The sequence below is a fragment of the Marinimicrobium hydrolyticum genome, from assembly GCF_030848505.1.
Lineage (GTDB): Bacteria > Pseudomonadota > Gammaproteobacteria > Pseudomonadales > Cellvibrionaceae > JAVDDU01.
Map to the genome: position 1 here is coordinate 480,315 of NZ_JAVDDU010000001.1, position 16,489 is coordinate 496,803.

19 protein-coding genes are annotated in these 16,489 nt (G+C 54.6%); 11 read left to right on the top strand and 8 right to left on the bottom strand.

What is annotated here, in order from left to right:
• The first annotated feature begins 82 nt into the window (after window positions 1-82).
• The 8 genes from RBH33_RS02095 to RBH33_RS02130 all read left to right on the top strand — a co-directional run bounded on the left by RBH33_RS02095 (window position 83) and on the right by RBH33_RS02130 (window position 9,014).
• Window positions 83-367, top strand: a complete 285-nt coding sequence (locus tag RBH33_RS02095; protein WP_306730464.1) for a hypothetical protein — start codon at window positions 83-85, stop codon at window positions 365-367.
• A complete protein-coding gene (locus tag RBH33_RS02100; protein ID WP_306730465.1) occupies window positions 364-1,407 on the top strand; it encodes a hypothetical protein in 1,044 nt (347 codons plus the stop codon). The genes RBH33_RS02095 and RBH33_RS02100 overlap by 4 nt, the downstream gene beginning before the upstream one ends.
• A gap of 308 nt (window positions 1,408-1,715) precedes the next feature.
• A complete protein-coding gene (locus RBH33_RS02105) occupies window positions 1,716-2,120 on the top strand; it encodes a hypothetical protein (RefSeq protein ID WP_306730466.1) in 405 nt (134 codons plus the stop codon).
• Between the two features lie 220 nt (window positions 2,121-2,340).
• Window positions 2,341-3,351, top strand: coding sequence for a hypothetical protein (locus RBH33_RS02110; RefSeq protein ID WP_306730467.1), 1,011 nt, complete (start codon window positions 2,341-2,343; stop codon window positions 3,349-3,351).
• A 169-nt stretch (window positions 3,352-3,520) separates the two neighbouring features.
• The gene (locus RBH33_RS02115; RefSeq protein ID WP_306730468.1) at window positions 3,521-5,776 is read left to right on the top strand and encodes a hypothetical protein; all 2,256 of its coding nucleotides are present in this window, start codon (window positions 3,521-3,523) and stop codon (window positions 5,774-5,776) included.
• A gap of 203 nt (window positions 5,777-5,979) precedes the next feature.
• Window positions 5,980-6,783 (top strand): hypothetical protein, encoded by an 804-nt coding sequence (locus RBH33_RS02120; protein WP_306730469.1) that lies wholly within the window; start codon window positions 5,980-5,982, stop codon window positions 6,781-6,783.
• A 362-nt stretch (window positions 6,784-7,145) separates the two neighbouring features.
• A complete protein-coding gene (locus RBH33_RS02125) occupies window positions 7,146-8,249 on the top strand; it encodes a radical SAM protein (protein WP_306730470.1) in 1,104 nt (367 codons plus the stop codon).
• A gap of 51 nt (window positions 8,250-8,300) precedes the next feature.
• Window positions 8,301-9,014 (top strand): hypothetical protein, encoded by a 714-nt coding sequence (locus RBH33_RS02130; protein WP_306730471.1) that lies wholly within the window; start codon window positions 8,301-8,303, stop codon window positions 9,012-9,014.
• Window positions 9,015-9,035: 21 nt separating this feature from the next.
• On the opposite strand, the gene RBH33_RS02135 is transcribed toward RBH33_RS02130, so the two are convergent.
• The 5 genes from RBH33_RS02135 to RBH33_RS02155 all read right to left on the bottom strand — a co-directional run bounded on the left by RBH33_RS02135 (window position 9,036) and on the right by RBH33_RS02155 (window position 13,063).
• A complete protein-coding gene (locus RBH33_RS02135) occupies window positions 9,036-9,326 on the bottom strand; it encodes a type II toxin-antitoxin system RelE/ParE family toxin (protein WP_306730472.1) in 291 nt (96 codons plus the stop codon).
• On the bottom strand, window positions 9,320-9,574 hold the full coding sequence (locus RBH33_RS02140) for a hypothetical protein (RefSeq protein WP_306730473.1): 255 nt from the start codon (window positions 9,572-9,574) through the stop codon (window positions 9,320-9,322). The genes RBH33_RS02135 and RBH33_RS02140 overlap by 7 nt, the downstream gene beginning before the upstream one ends.
• 94 nt (window positions 9,575-9,668) lie before the next feature.
• A complete protein-coding gene (locus tag RBH33_RS02145) occupies window positions 9,669-10,682 on the bottom strand; it encodes a histone deacetylase family protein (protein ID WP_306730474.1) in 1,014 nt (337 codons plus the stop codon).
• Window positions 10,683-10,908: 226 nt separating this feature from the next.
• Window positions 10,909-11,415: a DUF934 domain-containing protein gene (locus tag RBH33_RS02150; protein ID WP_306730475.1), complete on the bottom strand. Its 507-nt coding sequence runs from the start codon at window positions 11,413-11,415 to the stop codon at window positions 10,909-10,911.
• The gene (locus tag RBH33_RS02155) at window positions 11,399-13,063 is read right to left on the bottom strand and encodes a nitrite/sulfite reductase (protein WP_306730476.1); all 1,665 of its coding nucleotides are present in this window, start codon (window positions 13,061-13,063) and stop codon (window positions 11,399-11,401) included. The genes RBH33_RS02150 and RBH33_RS02155 overlap by 17 nt, the downstream gene beginning before the upstream one ends.
• Before the next feature lie 344 nt (window positions 13,064-13,407).
• On the opposite strand from RBH33_RS02155, the gene RBH33_RS02160 reads away from it, so the two are divergent.
• Together RBH33_RS02160 and RBH33_RS02165 are read left to right on the top strand one after the other, a co-directional pair.
• Window positions 13,408-13,539: a hypothetical protein gene (locus RBH33_RS02160; protein ID WP_306730477.1), complete on the top strand. Its 132-nt coding sequence runs from the start codon at window positions 13,408-13,410 to the stop codon at window positions 13,537-13,539.
• 165 nt (window positions 13,540-13,704) lie between these two features.
• The gene (locus RBH33_RS02165) at window positions 13,705-14,184 is read left to right on the top strand and encodes a MarR family winged helix-turn-helix transcriptional regulator (RefSeq protein WP_306730478.1); all 480 of its coding nucleotides are present in this window, start codon (window positions 13,705-13,707) and stop codon (window positions 14,182-14,184) included.
• A gap of 16 nt (window positions 14,185-14,200) precedes the next feature.
• Here the strand turns inward: RBH33_RS02165 and RBH33_RS02170 are convergent, their stop codons facing one another.
• The gene (locus tag RBH33_RS02170; RefSeq protein WP_306730479.1) at window positions 14,201-14,425 is read right to left on the bottom strand and encodes a DUF2970 domain-containing protein; all 225 of its coding nucleotides are present in this window, start codon (window positions 14,423-14,425) and stop codon (window positions 14,201-14,203) included.
• 88 nt (window positions 14,426-14,513) lie between these two features.
• Between RBH33_RS02170 and RBH33_RS02175 the strand changes: the two genes are divergently transcribed.
• A complete protein-coding gene (locus RBH33_RS02175) occupies window positions 14,514-15,185 on the top strand; it encodes a pseudouridine synthase (protein ID WP_306730480.1) in 672 nt (223 codons plus the stop codon).
• Between the two features lie 4 nt (window positions 15,186-15,189).
• Here RBH33_RS02175 and RBH33_RS02180 read toward each other — a convergent pair whose 3' ends face one another.
• Complete coding sequence (locus RBH33_RS02180; RefSeq protein ID WP_306730481.1) at window positions 15,190-15,516, bottom strand: chaperone modulator CbpM; 327 nt, start codon at window positions 15,514-15,516, stop codon at window positions 15,190-15,192.
• Between the two features lies 1 nt (window position 15,517).
• On the bottom strand, window positions 15,518-16,477 hold the full coding sequence (locus tag RBH33_RS02185) for a DnaJ C-terminal domain-containing protein (protein WP_306730482.1): 960 nt from the start codon (window positions 16,475-16,477) through the stop codon (window positions 15,518-15,520).
• Between the last annotated feature and the right edge of the window lie 12 nt (window positions 16,478-16,489).

Here is a 16,489-nt window from a genome sequence, read left to right on the forward strand (position 1 = left end):
AGAGAACAAGCTATGTCTGGGGAATATTTAGGGCACCCACGAACGAATATCCCAGCGTGACCCGGAAGGCATGGGTGGCTACTTGTCGCTGGTGACCTACATCTGGGCAGGCACAGACGAGCGACATCCAGATGAGATCCCCTTGGTCGAAAATGACCAGCCGGTATTGGATGACGGCGAGCCGGTGATGGTTGAGAATCCCGAGGCGGGACAGCCCTTGTGGTGTTTTGCTTATGGGGAGAGGGAATGGATGAGTGGCCAAGAGTATGATGAACTGGCGGCAGCCGCATCTAGCGAAGATGAGTTTGGTGATCCGCAAGAGCCAGTAGGGCAAATTAATTGTGAAACAGGTGAGGCATTACAATGAGTATCAAACGTAGTCTATTATTGATAACTGTATTTTTGTCATCGCCCTACCTTTTTTCTTTTGAGCTGGAGAAAGCAGTAACAGCAGATGGCGGTCAATCTGTCCGTAGCGACGAGGAGCGTGCTGCGTCCCCTATTATTACGAAGACTATTCAAAAGGTTTACTCCCGAAAGGATACAGGTTTAGGGTTGGCCCACACCAACTTGGGCGGCGGAGATGTTTGGTTTCGGTTGTACAGGAACATGACTATTTACGCTGTAGATGTCAACGATGAGAAGATAGTGGGTGCTTGGCCCCTCACCCGCTGGAGGCACGATCAATATTTCCCCGAAGAAGTATTAAAGCGGTACAGAGATTACGGAAATCATGCCGACCCCGATGAGCTAAGACAGCTTGGTGTCGGGTCCAAAACATTGGGTTGCCTGCCACAAACCCCTTTGCGTTATGGTGACTTTAACGGTGACGGCAACTCGGAGCTGGTTATCTTTTTCGCCAATGACATTGTAGTGTTTTCTCCCAGCCAGGGTCGGGTTATTTTTTCACAAAACCTGAGGGTCGATGAGTGGCTGGATAAGGAAGAAACACAGTACTACATAGACAATGTCTTTTTTGGTGAAGTCCCTGGCGATACCGGGCAATATATGTCCAAAATTTCAGCGGAGGCCGTTCGACCAAGGGGCGGTATTTTAAACTACATCCTTCCGGCTTACCGAGGCTACGGTAAACTCTTTCTGGGAGATTTCAATGAAAACGGTCAGTCCGATATCCTGGTCTGGCACAAATTCTATCAATCCTTTACCGTTGCCGATGCGACCGAAGGCTTCGAGCACCTGTATGACACTTGGCTGCATTACGCCTGGGTTGACGGTGAATACCAACCCCAGGAAACCAACGAGACCACCATTAGAGGCTGGCTGGCCGCCAACGAACTCACTTGGCAAAAAGGCTACCCCAGCAAAAGCGAATGCGAAGGAGAGGAGGGCGAGCTGATTCCGGAAATGCATGACCCTCTGCTAAATGATCCGGATGTACTGCAGTAGCTACCATTCTTTAACAATTCGAAGTCAGTAGCGCGGCCAGTAAAAACTCTGGCCGTGTTACTTTTTATGCGACTTCGTACAGTGCCGTCGCCGCCAGAGCTGGAGCCACTGCACCGGCATGCCCCTCATGGAACCGCTCAACGCCATGGCTTACGTCAACGCCTTGGCCACGCCGGCCGAGGCGATATTGGCGCCGGGGAAGGGGAGTACCTTTTCTACGATCTGATTGCCCGGACGACAGTTTTCGCAACATAGGTGGCGCCACCAACCGCCGAGGCGACTGGAGCGACTGGGCCAGCCGCAACCAAATGACCCCGGACTTCCAGCGCCGTGAAGCCAACCACCTCACCTCCGGTGAATGGGTACAAATCATCGCCATCAACCGGGCCACCGGCTACATCGCCAGCGAACGCGTGCAACTCACCGACGCCAGCCAAACCGGTGGCATGCTCAGCGTGAGCCTGACCAGCGACCAACTGATCCAGCTTTATACAGAGTGGTACGACCACGACGGACGCCCACTGCCCGAAGGCCTCGGCGTCAACCAAGGCGCCGACTACGGCCTCACCGGCCGACTGGCTCGCGTTGTGGACACCAATTTACTCGAACCTGTCGCCCGGGGCGGCCTGGCCAACTTTCCCATCGCCCCTGAGGGCGAGTTGATCCCGGAAATGCACGATCCACTGCTGAATGATCCAGATGTGTTGCAATAGTTAATCGGCTCTTGCTTAACAGTCAGAACACAAACCACCGCTGACAAGGACACGAATAACGGGACACCCACATTTTGGAAGGCAAGCGTAAGGCAGATTATCAGGAATATCAGGGACACCCAATGTTAGGAAAAACAAACCAAAAACGGTGCGCTCCGCGCCTGCTTTAATAGAGTTTGGGTGCCCTGGATAATGAAGGCTATAGAGAGGGGTGCCCTTGATGACGACTAGTAAAACGTATTTGATAAATCTATTGACACTTTTTACAAAGCTTATTGCCATAGCTTTTCTTTTTATATCGCTACCGTCAGTAGGCTTTAACCTTGATAAAGGTATTGCTCGAAGCCACGCACAATGGAATTCAAATGCCGGAACAGTAAGAAAGCTACATAACTTTTATCCTGATGCAATTTATATTGATGAGAATTATCAGGTAATGTATGGATTAAGCGGTACGTCAATTGCTATGTTTGATGTTAGTGATAATTTTCGATTAATGGGGGGGCGGGGCCTTACCCGCTGGTCCCATGAATATTTGGAACAAAAAGTTGAGATAACCTATGAAGCCGGAAACTTCTATCGGGCCGGAGACTCCGATACCTACTTGGCAGATGATGCCAAACTGATTCATTTGATGGGGTGTATGCAGCAAACTCCCTTGAGGTACGGCGATTTCACCGGCGATGGCAAGTCGGAATTGGTAGTGTTCTTATCTGATGAAGTGTCAACCGACATTCGTGTCTTTTCTCTTGACAAACAAAAGGTCATTTTTTCCAGTAAGCTGAATTTCTCGGATTCCGAGCATCGGGATGATATCCCTGAATACTACCTGCATGACGCTCCATTCCAATACTTATCATGGCGGCATATTAATAGTGACATCGCCGCTTTTCCTGCTACCAAAGCCTACGCCAAACTGTATGTGGATGATTTTTCAAACAACAATCAGCAAGATTTGTTGGTCTGGCGGAAAGTTTACCAGTCACGGCGCCTCGATGACGATATAGCAGGGTTCGAATTGCTGGAAGAAACATTGTTGCACTACAGCTTAGTTGATGGCGAATACCAACCCCAGGAAGCCGACGCAGCCACAATCAAAGGCTGGCTGGCCGCCAACGAACTCACTTGGCAAAAAGGCTACCCCAGCAAAAGCGAATGCGAAGGAGAGGAGGGCGAGCTGATTCCGGAAATGCATGACCCTCTGCTAAATGATCCGGACGTGCTTCAGTAGCAGAACCATTCTTTAACAATTCGAAGCCAGTAGCACGGCCAGTAAAAACTCTGGCCGTGCTGCTTTTCACTCGACCCTTCGCGGCTACGACGACCTAGTCAGTATTTTTTATTCCCTGATCGCCCCCCAAGTAGAACGCCTCAGCCCCATCGACGGCCCACAGGACCTGGTGCTGTCCCTGGGCGGCGAAGAGCTCCAAATCACTCTGGGTGAAAACCAACAAATCAGCTTCAGCAACCTGGCCCACATCGACCGCCTGGACCCGGCTGATCTGCTGACCATCCGCCTGTACAGCAACCAGGATGCCGGTAACACCTTGTGGGAGTACGCCTTTACCCGTAATGGGCTGCACGTGTATTACAAGATTCCTGGCAACGAAGAAGAGAACAACGAGGAAAGGAAAGATATTGAAATCCTCAGCCTACTGACCGAACCCCCGGCGCCGGTCCTCGGGGGCGACGCCAGCCATCCCATACCCGTAGTGCGTACCCTGGGCGGATTGCGCTTGCGCTATCGCTACCTGCCACCGTCGACCAACGGCGTTCACATTCAGCGCGTTACCTGGACCATTAACCACCGAGGTCGCTACTGCTCCGATTACGGCGTGGATGACCCAACGGGCCAATGCCATATCCGCGAAGCGGGTGTTCCCTTCGTACAGATCGGCTTTGCGCCGGAAGAGAGCGCCAACGTTTACTGGGAACCATTGGCCGATGCATCACAGCCCCCGTTACTGCCCGGCACTCCTCAAGTTCGCTGGGACCTCTGGGCCGGTCAAAACACCGACGACGAAGGCGTTCAAGCGCACCTGCGAGCCGAATACACCATACCCTCACAAGCCAATCCGAATGTGGCTCTGCCTCGGTATTACAATCAGGACTTCGTGATCAAAACCCGGGAGCTTGCCCCGGTCACAGAAGAAGGGGCCGAACCCATGGAAGGCTCCGATGTGGCCATGCTGGAGGCGATGTTGTGGCAGTTCGGCATCAGCCCGGAGCGAGACAATCGCGGGTACAGTGGCAGCCGAAAAGGTAGTGCTGATCGCTTCCGCTACAGTTCTGGCACTGCGGCAACCAATTCTTCCCTGGAGTTGATGCTTAGACGCTTTCAGGCCAGAAATTTCTCGGCTAACGAAAACCCCGATGATGGTCCAACAGGCTCGCTGGGCAGAAGCTTCCCGCGGGTGATGGCCTTGTCCGATGGAGTGGTCGGTGATGACACTCTGCGCCATTTGCAGCGAGCCTGGATTCCATACTACAAAGCCTCAACCGCACACAGTACGCGCCCGCGTATAGGCAACCAACCTGACCTGGACGCGGGTCTGGATACTTGGTTGTCTGAGGCGGTCACGATTTGGCGTGATGGCCTGAATCCTAATTATCTCCCGGCCACTTATACTGAAAACAGGCACAACGCGGTAATTGCTGCCGCTGGCCACGCGGCCGATGAAGACTATAGTCAAGAGGCGCTCCTGAAAACCTGGTTGATGGCTGAATCCTCTTTCCACTGGGGCCTGCGGCTTAACGCTCCGTTTAGAATGAATGAAGGTGGGGCTGATGAAGAGGGCAGTTTAAGCTTCAACCAGGTGCTGTATCGCTATCGCTATAGTGACCGACCCTGTAATGTTCACAAACAGGTGGGTTTGAATTACTTTGAGCCTGCGGACAACTTGAAAGGCTTTGCGGTGCACACAGGTGGTAGCGCCTTACGGTACCCGCAGTGTGGCAGCTCCTTCTGGTTCGCCTTTCACAGCGACGGCCGAGGTACGGTACGGGTTTACGGCGATCCGGATTTGCGAGGCTATCGCCACGGTAATGGTCCTGTGACTCCGATAGAGACAACAAATAACCGGAATCAGCAATGCAACGGCGCCAGTCCTCCCGCCAGTTGCGAGGGCGATTATGAGCGTTTGGCCAAGGCGATTGGTGAATACAACGGCGCGGCGGATATACTGCGCAGCTGGGTAGTAGCGGGTGATGCGCGCACGGTCATCCGAGGACTCAGCTGGCCCGAGATCCTGCGTCATGCTCACTACGCGGGTTTGAATGGCGGTAACGACGGGGATGTTGGCGGTACAGGCGCCTGCTATTCGTGTGGATACAGCATCAATATCCGCACCGCAGCCAATCGGTTTAATATGACGCCGAGAACCTATATTTGGCGCGGTGGTACAAACCCAGAAGATATGCCCCAGCGGGATGCGGATGGAATTATCCTGCTAGACCCTGTAAGCAACGAGCCGTTGATTCATCCCGAAGCGGGACAGGATTTGTGTTTTGCTTATGGGGAGAGGGAATGGATTGAGCCGGCGTTTGAGGTATTGGTTTTTGATGCACAAGGAAATCCTCAACAGCAGCCAGCAAGATTTGATAATTACCGAGAAAGAGCTGATGGTGATGAAATCTATAGAGTGGGGTGCCCGTGATGACGAATAGTCCAATGTGTTTAATAAGTATATCAAGGCTTATTGCCATAATTCTGTTTTTTATACCATTGCCATCATTGGGCCTTAGTCTCGACAAAGGTATTGTTCGAGACGATCCACAGTGGAGTTCATATGCTGGAATAGTAAGAAAGCAACATAACTTCTACCCCGACTCGGTTTTTATTGATACGGACGCTGAATTGATGTACGGATTAAGCCGTTCATCAATTGCTGTGTTTGATTTGAGTAGTAACTTTCGATTAATGGGAGGAAGAGGTCTCACCCGCTGGCCAGGAGAGTACATCGAAGAAGAAATCGTCACTCGCTACGCCAATTTCGATATCGCCTACGGAGAGCGCCCCTTGGGCTTATCGAGGACCTCGGTTGGATGCCTTGTGAACTCGCCCTTGCGCTACGGCGATATTAATGCGTCCGGTGACGCCGAACTGGTTTTGTTTATGGGCAACGACCTTGTTGTTTTCTCACCAAACCGTCAGCGTGTGATCTTCATGGCCAACTTGGCGATATACGATTGGTTACCCGCCGCCGCTGTTGAGGATTTTTATACCGACGAGGCGGGCACGTTCAGGGCTGGAGAAGCGAGCCCTCAGCATCCGTCTACTATTGCAATCAGTAATGCGCGCCATGGTGCACCGCCACAGCAACTTCCGGGTTATCGAGGTTACGCAAAGCTCTACTTTGGCGATTTTGATGAAAATGACCAGCACGACATTCTGGTGTGGCGAAAGCTGTATGTCTCCCGTTTACGCAACGATGAGACCCCGGGCTTTCAGGTTCTCAAAGACACCTATCTGCACTACCAATTAAACGACAGTGAGTACGAGTTACAGGATACCGACGAAACCACCATTCAAGGTTGGTTATCCGCCGACGAACTCACGTGGCAAAAAGGCTACCCCAGCAAAAGCGAATGCGAAGGAGAAGTGGGTGAGCTGATTCCGGAAATGCACGATCCTCTGCTCACCGACCCGGCAGTCTTGCAGTAGTTGTGTAAGACAGTTTATCCCTGTTTGCTTTTAAACAATTTGATTCCTTACACCAAGCCACTCCTTTCGGAGCAGTGGCTTGGTTTTTCGTGTGGTATGTAAGCGCGAAGCCAACACCTCACCTCCGGTGAATGGGTTCAAATCATCTCCATCAACCGGGCCACCGGCTACATCGCCAGCGAACGAATGCAACTCACCGACGCCAGCCAAACCGGTGGCATGCTCAACATCCCCGTGGGCGATCTCGTACGCTAACGCATTGAACGCTCCCTGGAGTCATTCACGAGAGCTCGGTCACCGAGCACGGAATTCGTGCTACCTTTACTTTAATATCCAGAAGACGAGATTTTTGTTGAGCTCCTATGCCTAATAACCCTCGGTACGTCCAAATTGAACCCACGACCCGTTGCAATTTTACTTGCGGTTTTTGTGCGGGTAGGCATTTGGAACAGCAGGATATGGAGTTGTCCACCTTTAAAAAATTGATCGATAGCCTCGAAGGTATTGAGCATGTGGAGTTACAGGGTGAAGGTGAGCCTCTTCTGCATCCAGACTTCTTTTCGATGGTTCGTTACCTAAGAACGAAATTTCCTCAAGTTCGAATATCGTTAATAACCAACGGCAGTTTGTTTACTGCAGACATCATCGAAGAGTTACTGGAGGCCTCTCTGGAGAGCGTGATGGTCTCATTGGAGTCTGTGAATGAAGAGGAGTTTCAGGTAATCCGTGGTGGCAAGCTGAGCCGAGTGAGGCGCGGTCTAGCGCAATTTCTCGAAAGAAAGGCTGCTTGGGAAGGGCCGGTTCCCCGGGTAGGGTTTGCGGTGACTTTGCTGCGAGATACCTATGCGGGCCTAAGTGCTGTCGCTGAATTGTATGATGTTCTGGGAATGGATGGAGGCATTTTGCTTCAGCCACTACAGACTATGTCAGCTTACCGGCAGTTTTATGATGAAAACATAGTACGTAACCTGCTCCGAACTTCGGATCGGCGAAACATAAGAGAGATTATTGCCAGTGACAAGCCACTGTCTAATTTATTGCAGCAGTATGCAGCGTCGTCCAGCTTCTATTCCGAGCTCCGCAACAGCATACCCAATCCTGAGGCCAGTTGCCCGTGGCTGGAGCAAGGTCTCTATGTGAGTGCGAGCGGCATTACGGCTAGCTGCTGTTTTGTAAAGGATGCTGAGAAGGATGGCTTTGGTGCACTCGATGGCAATACACAGTCGGTACTCGAACAACGTCAGACGATGCTCAACCGGCTGAAAGCAGGCGATACGCCGAGCCAGTGTCACGACTGTGGTATTGCTGTGAATCTCCGTGCTAAGTACCCTTTAGACAGCGTCGACGTCCCGGTTCCAGAGCAGGTGGCGCGGATGCAAGAGCTGGTGACAGAAGCTCTGGATGGTGGTGAGAGCTTGAAGACTATGACTGAGTTAAAGGCTGAGGGTCACAAAGCGGCGAAGTAACAAGTGCTAGCACCCGAAGGTGTGAAGCTGGGATTGAACAAGGAGTAAGTTATGCGGAGAGTGATACTGCTATTGGCTTTAATGGCTCCGATACTGACGAGCTGCCAGTTATTTCAAGATAACCGAACAGTGGTTCACCTTCATCCTGATGGGACGGAGCCTTCTACAGTCGATTACGTACGGAATCTGCTGGAGGAAGGGGGTTATCGGGTAGTAATGCGATCCAACACCTCGCCGTATCGCGGTCACGGGAGTGCGCTGGTTTACGGAGGCGGTGTTCTGGGGCGGTTTGAGGCCTATGGAATTATTTCCCATTTGGAAGCCAGCGGATTTGTGGTTCCCAACGTGTTTGAGCGTGAAGCGCAGAATCATCGCTATACCGCAAAAAATATGGGGTTGTATCTTGATCCCGGCCATGTGGGCGAAAAAGGTCAGGCTGAGGAGATACCGACGGAGCCTTTGTCTGTAGATGATGTTGAGTTTGCGGCGATTGATTGCGAGCAAAACTTTACAGCGCACTTTGAGCGGGACGGTTCGGTGGTGTTCTTTTCCGGTGAGGGTGATCTTTTGGAAACCACCTTATGGAAGCTTGTAGATGACCAGACGTTAAGTGTTATGGGTGGTCAGGGAAATCAGTACGAGGTTCTTGCGAGTGCTCGGCAACAAGAAGATGGAGTACGGCATATCATTAGCCTGCTTCCCCAGGGCTTTTATCGACTTCCCTATGGGTGCAGCTATTCCGGTACTTTGTTCGAGATAAGATGAGGAAGGCGCTAACTCAGCGGTTTAGGGCAAGTCCTCCGCTTTAAAATCTCGCCGTTTATGGATTACGGCTAGGACATAAATATGCTGATCTGTGACTTCATAAATGATCCGGTAAGAGTAAATAGGCAACTCCCGGATGTAGGGCTTACCGATCTCAGCAACCGCCTTGCCAATGCTAGGTAGCTCGCTGAGCGAATCGGCTTTCTCCCGAATCTCCTGGGCCACCTTCTTGGCATAGTGCCTTGAATCCTCAGCAATAAAATCATGAATATGTTTGAGGTCAGCCTTGGCAGGGTGTGACCAAATCACCATGAATCAATGTCGCGTTGCAGTTGCTCGCTGGTTAGGGTTTTACCTTGCTCCACGGCTTCTTGCCCCTTGCGGACTTTGTCGAGCACATAGAGACGGTACATAATTTCTTCCATGTCAGCGTTATCAGGCAGCTGATTAATGGTGTTGAGGGCATCTTGTTTGGCGGCTTGCATGGTGGGGTCTCCATAGCCGTTTGCGGCGTCATCAATAGGTTGCAGGGCTGGCTGCATCGGCTGTCTGGCAATCATCGCATTGTCCTGAAAGGCTGTAAACAACGCTGCCAGCGAAAAACGTAGCGGGACCCCGACCAGTTTAAGCGTCAGGCGGGCCCCACCTCCAGAGCTATCTCAACCCGTTAAAAAACTCCTGGGCGTTTTCCGCCAGGGTTTGCACGTGGTAACCGCCTTCCTGAACCACCAGAGTGGGTAAATCCAGGCTGTTGATGACTTGCCCCATGCGGCGAAAGCCGGTGCTGGTTACGGCGACTTTGGCTTGTGGGTCCAGGTGGTAGGTATCGAAGCCCAGCGCCACGATCAGGGCTTGAGGTTGAAACAGCCGAATCGCTTGGGTGGCTTCGTCCAAGCGGTCGAAAAACGTAGACTCCGGTGAGCCGTGGGGCATGGGTAGGTTGATGTTGTAGCCCTCGCCAGGGCCGGAGCCGCGTTCGTCTTCGTGGCCGCTCACTACCGGGTAGAAGTTGGTGGGGTCACCGTGAATGGACACGTAGAGTACGTCATTGCGCTCGTAGAAAATTTCCTGCACGCCCTGGCCGTGGTGCATGTCCGGGTCCAGGATGGCCAGGCGGGGAAACTGCGGCAGTAGGGCTTCAGCGGCGATGGCGGCGTTGTTTAGGTAGCAAAAACCGCCGGCGGCGTCGCGCCGAGCGTGGTGGCCCGGTGGGCGGCACAGGGCATAGGCCCGTTGCTCGCCGTTGATCAGTTCGTTGGCTCCGGAAAGCGCGCTTTGGGCGGACCAATAGGCCGCTTCCCAAGTGTTCTCGCCGATGGGGCAGCTACCGTCCGCTTGGTAACGGGCGGATTCCGCCAGGATTCCGCGCAGCGCGTTGGGTTCGCGCACAAAGATGTTGGACATGACTTCATCACCCCAGTCTTCGGGGCTTTCTTTCCAGCGCCGGTGGGCGGATTCTAAAAAGCGCAGGTAATCCAGGCTGTGCACTTTGCCAATGGTTTCCATTCCGTAGTCGCTGGGCTCGGACACTTCCACGCCCAGCGCTTTGAGGCCTTCAAGCAACTCGGCTGTGCGTTCCGGCAACTCCTGGGGTTCGCGCATTTGCCCGCGGGAAAGGTAGGTTTTCGGGCTGTGCTTGTTCTGATGGGGGCTGAAAAATGCTTTCACAAACGGCTCCTATGGCAGACGCTGGGTGTCGGTGACCTTGGTGCTCATTGCCTGTATCCGCAGATACGGTTCCTACTAGCAGGCTATGTCAGAATTGAAAGCTGGTCAAACCGGTGCTGCGAAGCGCCGCTTCAATGTGAAGTCGTTATGGGAAGTTTGAAGGGGTGGGGGGGTTGGAAAGTGCGCCCCCGGGCGGTTGAGCCGCCCGGAGAACACAAGTGCCGGATTAAGATGCCCGGCGGCGGAATAGGGGCAGACGTTCGTCGCTGGCGGCCTGATAGTACTCGGTAAAATCGTTTAAGGATTTCAGAGCCTGTTCCAGGTCAATCTCTTGAGCGCCAAAATCAAACGCGTTCACTCCACACCGGCGCAGGTAGCACAGTTGGTCGCGAATAAAGTGCCCTATGGCGCGTACTTCGCCGGTATAACCGTAGCGCTCGCGCAGGAGGCGGGCGCTGGAAAACGCGCGTCCATCTTTGAAGACGGGGAAGTTGACCGCGATCAGCGGCAGCGCTTGAAGGGCATCGCCCAGTCGGTCAGGTGTTTCGTCACTGTCCAGCCAAACGCCCACATCGTTGCGCTGGCTCAGGGTGTCTTGCTGCGCCTGCCAAACCGACAGGGGCACAATGACTTGACCAGCAGGCACATTCACCGCACTCGGCTCGCCCTCGGGCTTTTCCAGCAGGGTCCATTGATTGTCGACAATGGCGCCGTCTTTAACTAGCTTTGGCATAGACGCGCTCCTTAAAAGGTTTGGTGCCCAGGCGGCGATAGGTGTCAATAAACTGTTCTTCCTCGGTACGGTTTTCCACGTACACGTCGATGATCTTCTGAATCACCTCGGGCATTTCTTCGGCACCGAAGGAGGGGCCGAGCACGTTGCCCAGGGAAGCATCATTCGCGGCGTTACCGCCCAGCTGCACTTGGTAGAATTCCGCGCCTTTTTTGTCCACACCCAAAATACCGATGTGGCCCACGTGGTGATGGCCACAGGCGTTCATGCAACCGGAAATGTTCAGATCCAGGTTGCCCAGGTCATACACATAATCCAAATCGTCGAACTGGCGCTGTATGGCCTCGGCGATGGGGATGGACTTGGCGTTGGCCAGGGAGCAGAAGTCCCCACCGGGGCAGCAGATAATGTCGGTCAGGGTGCCGATGTTGGGTGTGGCAAAGCCCGCTTGTTTGGCTTTCTGCCACAGCTCGAACAAATCGGCTTTTTTCACATCCGCCAGAACGATATTTTGCTCATGGGTGGTGCGCACCTCGCCAAAGCTGTAGCTATCGGCCAGGTCGGCAATGATTTCCAACTGGCGGTCGGTAATGTCCCCCGGCGCCACGCCGGTGGGCTTGAGAGACAGAGTGACGGAGGCGTATCCAGCTACGCGGTGGGCACGCACGTTGCGCTGCAGCCACTTGCTGAAAGCCAATGTTTCGCTCGCGTGTTGCTCTACCTCGGCCTGGATTTTGGCATCGTCCAGCGTCTCGTAGGCGGGCTCGGTAAAGAAGCTCTTGGCGCGGGCGATTTCTTCCTGGGTCAGGGTGTTGTTGTCGTTCTTCAGGTGCTCAAACTCTTGCTCGACTTTTTGAGCAAAAGCCTCCGGCCCCAAGGCGCGCACCAAAATCTTGATGCGGGCTTTGAACTTGTTGTCCCGACGGCCGAGCTGGTTGTAAATACGCAGTATGGCTTCCAGGTAAGAGAGAATCTGCTCCTGGGGCACGAAGTCTCGAATCAGGCTGCCGATCACTGGTGTGCGGCCCAGGCCGCCGCCCACATAGACTTTAAAGCCCACGTCGCCAGCGTCATTGCGCACCACTTGCAGGCCGATGTCGTGCACCTGGATGGCGGCCCGGTCCTGCTCGGAGCCGGTGATGGCGATCTTGAACTTGCGCGGGAGGAAGGCAAACTCCGGGTGGAAGCTGGACCACTGCCGAATAATCTCGCAGTAGGGGCGAGGGTCGACGATTTCGTCCTGGGTAACGCCCGCAAATTGGTCGGAGGTAATGTTGCGAATGCAGTCGCCGCTGGACTGGGTGCAGTGCATTTCCACTTCCGCCAGTTCGGCCAAGATGTCCGGCACCTCGGTGAGGTCCGGCCAGTTGATCTGGATGTTCTGACGGGTGCTGACGTGGCAATAACCCTTGTCGTAGTGCCGGGTTATGTGGGCCAAGCGGCGCAGCTGGCGGCTGTTAAGCATGCCGTAGGGCACGTTGATGCGCAGCATGGGCGCCAGACGCTGGATGTAGAGGCCGTTTTGCAGGCGCAGGGGCCGGAATTCTTCCGGGTCAATCTCCCCCGCCAGAAAACGCTGCATCTGGTCGCGGAATTGGGCCACCCGCTGCTTAAGAATCTCGTGGTCGTACTGATCGTATATGTACATAACGGCTAGAACACCTGCACTGCCAAACGGTTAACACCTGGGTAGAGCGCCGCCGAGCTAACCCACTCTGGGGGCGGGCGGCGAAAACAGGCGCGCAGAATACACCAAAACACCGCCCCGCGCGAGCTGTGGCGGCACGGCGGGGCAGGCGGTTTCGGACTACTGTAGGGCGACCTTAACAAGATTCGTGATACGACTGAACGAACGTTTTCCGCTAAGCTCATAGGGATTGGTTATATATTGACCCGGCGCTTGTTTTTTCCTAAGCGCTTGTGTATAAAACCCCGCGACATCCGGGTGCCTGCGGGCCTCGGAGCTCATTTTTGCAGAGAGAAACTAGCCTTATGGGAACTGAACACACGCACGACCAAACCGAAACTAAAGAGCGGGACGACAGCCTGACTGACGCTTTTGCCGCCGTAGGACTGATCACTGTTTTTGTAGTGGCCTGCATTTGGTGGATTGCCGGCCAATAAGCGCCGCTGCCTCCTGCGCGGGCCATTATGGCCCGCTCCTACTCCCTGGCCTGTTTCACCAGGCAAGAAATCCCCGTTCTGTGTATGCCAGCCCGTCATTAAGTTGCTCAGGCAACTAAATTCTGTCACCATTCTCCACTTACGTACCAGCCTCTGGAGAATGAGATGTCTGCACCCAAGAATACCCAGCGAGACTTTCATCTGCACAACAGCTTTACCTTCTGGATCAGTCGCCTGGCCAGTGCCATGAAAGACACCTTTAATCAGAAGCTGGCAGACTGGGAAGTGACGTACCCTCAGTGGATGATCCTCAATGTGCTGCACCATGAGCTGGCCAACACGCCCGCGCAGATTGCGGATAACATTGGGGTGGATCGGTCGGCCGTAACGCGCCTGCTGGATCGGCTGGAGGCCAAAAAACTGGTGGAGCGGATGCACGACGGGTTGGATCGTCGCTCAGTGAAAATTCTGATTACCCGTCAGGGCGTAACCCTGATGAACGAGCTGAACACGGCGGCGCGGGATCACCAGCAGCTGTTTCTGGATCAGATGCATCCCACGGAATTGCGCGCGTTCAAAACCAATGTACAGAAGCTACTGCGTGCGGGAGATATCGAAACCGTTAACTTGTGGCGGCATATGTAAAATGAGCGCCGGGCCGCTACAGCCCGGCATTGGCTAGAACGGTGCGCACCACCAGTATGACCGCCAGCACGAACAGAGTGGTGAAAATCACTCCGGCAGCGATGTAGGTGTAAATACTCCCACCCTTAAAATCCCGCTCCCGATTTTTGTTGCTTTGAACCCCAAAAGCGGCGGCCACAGTGCTCAGTACAATGTGCAGGAAGTTGGGTTTCTGGTGCTGATCGTCTTGCTGCTTTGCCATGGGTAATCTCTGTTGATGAGGTGAGCATCATGCCTAAAAAAACTCGGCCCGGAAAGAGGGCATGTGTCGTTGGAGCTCGGGCTGTTTTATGACTGATGAATTGGACAAGTTGTTTGTCCTTCCCCCCTGTGAAGAACCCCTGCAGCTATTGCACGCGGCGTCGGAGTACCTGGTGGTGGACAAGCCTACGCGCCTGTTAAGCGTACCGGGGCGCAGCCCGAAAAACCGGGATTGTGTGATCAGCCGGCTGCAGGCGGAGTACCCCGGCGCCACCGCCGTACACCGGCTGGATTTCGACACCTCGGGGCTGATGGTAGTGCCCTTGAGCAAAAGTGCTTTGTCCCACTTGAGTCGGCAGTTCCAGCAACGCTCGGTGCAAAAGTGCTATACAGCGCTGGTGTACGGGTTGGTGGAGCAGGATTCCGGTCGCATCGATTTGCCCATTGCGCCCGATCCAGAGCAGCGGCCGAAATACCGTATCACGGAAGAGGGGAAGGCGTCGGTGACGGACTATCGGGTTCTGGGGCGGGATCCGGAAGCCAATACCAGCCGTGTGGCTCTCTATCCGGTGACTGGCCGTTCCCACCAATTGCGCCTCCACATGCAGGCGCTCGGCTATCCCATTCTCGGGTGTGGCTTCTACGCTCATCCGGAGGCCCTGAGCATGGCGGATCGGTTGCTTCTGCATGCCACGGAGCTGACGTTTACCGATCCGGCGACGGGGAAAACCGTACGGTTTGAAAGTGCGCCGCCGTTTTGAGGGGCTAACGGTCGTCCAGTCCGGGCCGCCGATTCAACTCTGCGCGCAGCGCTTCGATTTCCTCCATCAGTTCCAGCGCTAGCGCCACTCCGGCCAGATTGATGTCCAGATCCCGCTGCAAATTAACCGCTGTGCGCAGGCGCGGCAGGCTTTCGCCGCCGAAGGTCCACTTTGAGCTGGTGGGGTTGCGCGGCTGGATTATGCCTTCATCCACCAGTTCCACTATGAAATCGGCGCGCACGCTGCAGGCGCGGGTTAATTCGCCCAGCGTCAGCTCCAGTTCGTCTTCCACAATACAGCCGCTGAGGGTGGTGATGTTCGTCGGTTGCATGTCAGGACTCCAGGTGTGACCGGGGGTTGAAGTGGCTGACCTCCGCCATTCGCTGATACAGCGCTCGGGCCTCCTCGGTATTGGCCGGAGGTAAAGCAATACCGACCTGAGCGTAGAGGTCGCCGGGTGGATCACTGGGAAGACCGCGGCCTTTCAGACGCAGTTTTCGTCCGTTGCGGGTACCCGCGGGAATCTTCAGCTCCACTTTGCCCTTCGGAGTGGGCACTTGTACCGTGGCGCCCAAGGCGGCTTCCCAGGGGGCGAGCGGCAGGTCCAGGTACAAGTCCCGACCGTCTACCCGATACAGACGGTGTGGCCGCAGTTCTATTTTCAGATACAAGTCGCCGGGGCGACCGCGCCCCATGGCGGGGCCGCCTTGGCCAGTTAGGCGGATGCTTTGCCCGAGTTTGACCCCCTTGGGTATTTTGACATTGAGGGTTCGGGGCTTGTTGCGGACCCGCCCGTCGTCATCCACCACCGCTTGTTGCAAGGTCATTTGCCGGGTGGCGCCTGCAAAAGCGTCCTCCAAGTCAATCAACACTTTGGCGTGGTGGTCCTCGCCGTCACTGCTGAATCCATGGGCGCCTCCTGGCCGGCGGTGAGTGCCAGCCGTGTGGAAACCGCCACCGAATAGATTCTCGAAAAAGTCGCTGAAGCCACCGCCGCTGGCGTCGGTAAAACCGCCGCCGCTGAACTCGAAGCCGGCGTCCCAACCCGGTGGCGGGCGGAACTCCTCGCCAGGGCGAGGGCCCTTGCCCAATTGGTCGTAGGCGGCGCGTTTTTCCGGGTCTTTTAGAACTTCGTAGGCTTCGCCCAGTTCTTTAAATTTGTCTTCGGCGTCGGCGTCTTTGTTGACGTCCGGGTGATACTTACGCGCTAATTTTCGGTAAGCGCGCTTAACGTCGTCCTGGGTGGCGTCACGCTCCAGGCCCAGCGTTTTGTAGTAATCCTTGTACTCCATAAGTGTTTCGCT

What these genes read in the sequence shown, in the direction of transcription:
- RBH33_RS02100 (WP_306730465.1), top strand. Translation starts at nt 364, where the DNA reads ATGAGTATCAAACGTAGTCTATTATTGATAACTGTATTTTTGTCATCG.
- RBH33_RS02105 (WP_306730466.1), top strand. Translation starts at nt 1,716, where the DNA reads ATGACCCCGGACTTCCAGCGCCGTGAAGCCAACCACCTCACCTCCGGT.
- RBH33_RS02110 (WP_306730467.1), top strand. Translation starts at nt 2,341, where the DNA reads ATGACGACTAGTAAAACGTATTTGATAAATCTATTGACACTTTTTACA.
- RBH33_RS02120 (WP_306730469.1), top strand. Translation starts at nt 5,980, where the DNA reads ATGTACGGATTAAGCCGTTCATCAATTGCTGTGTTTGATTTGAGTAGT.
- RBH33_RS02125 (WP_306730470.1), top strand. Translation starts at nt 7,146, where the DNA reads ATGCCTAATAACCCTCGGTACGTCCAAATTGAACCCACGACCCGTTGC.
- RBH33_RS02130 (WP_306730471.1), top strand. Translation starts at nt 8,301, where the DNA reads ATGCGGAGAGTGATACTGCTATTGGCTTTAATGGCTCCGATACTGACG.
- RBH33_RS02135 (WP_306730472.1), bottom strand. Translation starts at nt 9,326, where the DNA reads ATGGTGATTTGGTCACACCCTGCCAAGGCTGACCTCAAACATATTCAT.
- RBH33_RS02140 (WP_306730473.1), bottom strand. Translation starts at nt 9,574, where the DNA reads ATGATTGCCAGACAGCCGATGCAGCCAGCCCTGCAACCTATTGATGAC.
- RBH33_RS02150 (WP_306730475.1), bottom strand. Translation starts at nt 11,415, where the DNA reads ATGCCAAAGCTAGTTAAAGACGGCGCCATTGTCGACAATCAATGGACC.
- RBH33_RS02155 (WP_306730476.1), bottom strand. Translation starts at nt 13,063, where the DNA reads ATGTACATATACGATCAGTACGACCACGAGATTCTTAAGCAGCGGGTG.
- RBH33_RS02160 (WP_306730477.1), top strand. Translation starts at nt 13,408, where the DNA reads ATGGGAACTGAACACACGCACGACCAAACCGAAACTAAAGAGCGGGAC.
- RBH33_RS02165 (WP_306730478.1), top strand. Translation starts at nt 13,705, where the DNA reads ATGTCTGCACCCAAGAATACCCAGCGAGACTTTCATCTGCACAACAGC.
- RBH33_RS02170 (WP_306730479.1), bottom strand. Translation starts at nt 14,425, where the DNA reads ATGGCAAAGCAGCAAGACGATCAGCACCAGAAACCCAACTTCCTGCAC.
- RBH33_RS02175 (WP_306730480.1), top strand. Translation starts at nt 14,514, where the DNA reads ATGACTGATGAATTGGACAAGTTGTTTGTCCTTCCCCCCTGTGAAGAA.
- RBH33_RS02180 (WP_306730481.1), bottom strand. Translation starts at nt 15,516, where the DNA reads ATGCAACCGACGAACATCACCACCCTCAGCGGCTGTATTGTGGAAGAC.
- RBH33_RS02185 (WP_306730482.1), bottom strand. Translation starts at nt 16,477, where the DNA reads ATGGAGTACAAGGATTACTACAAAACGCTGGGCCTGGAGCGTGACGCC.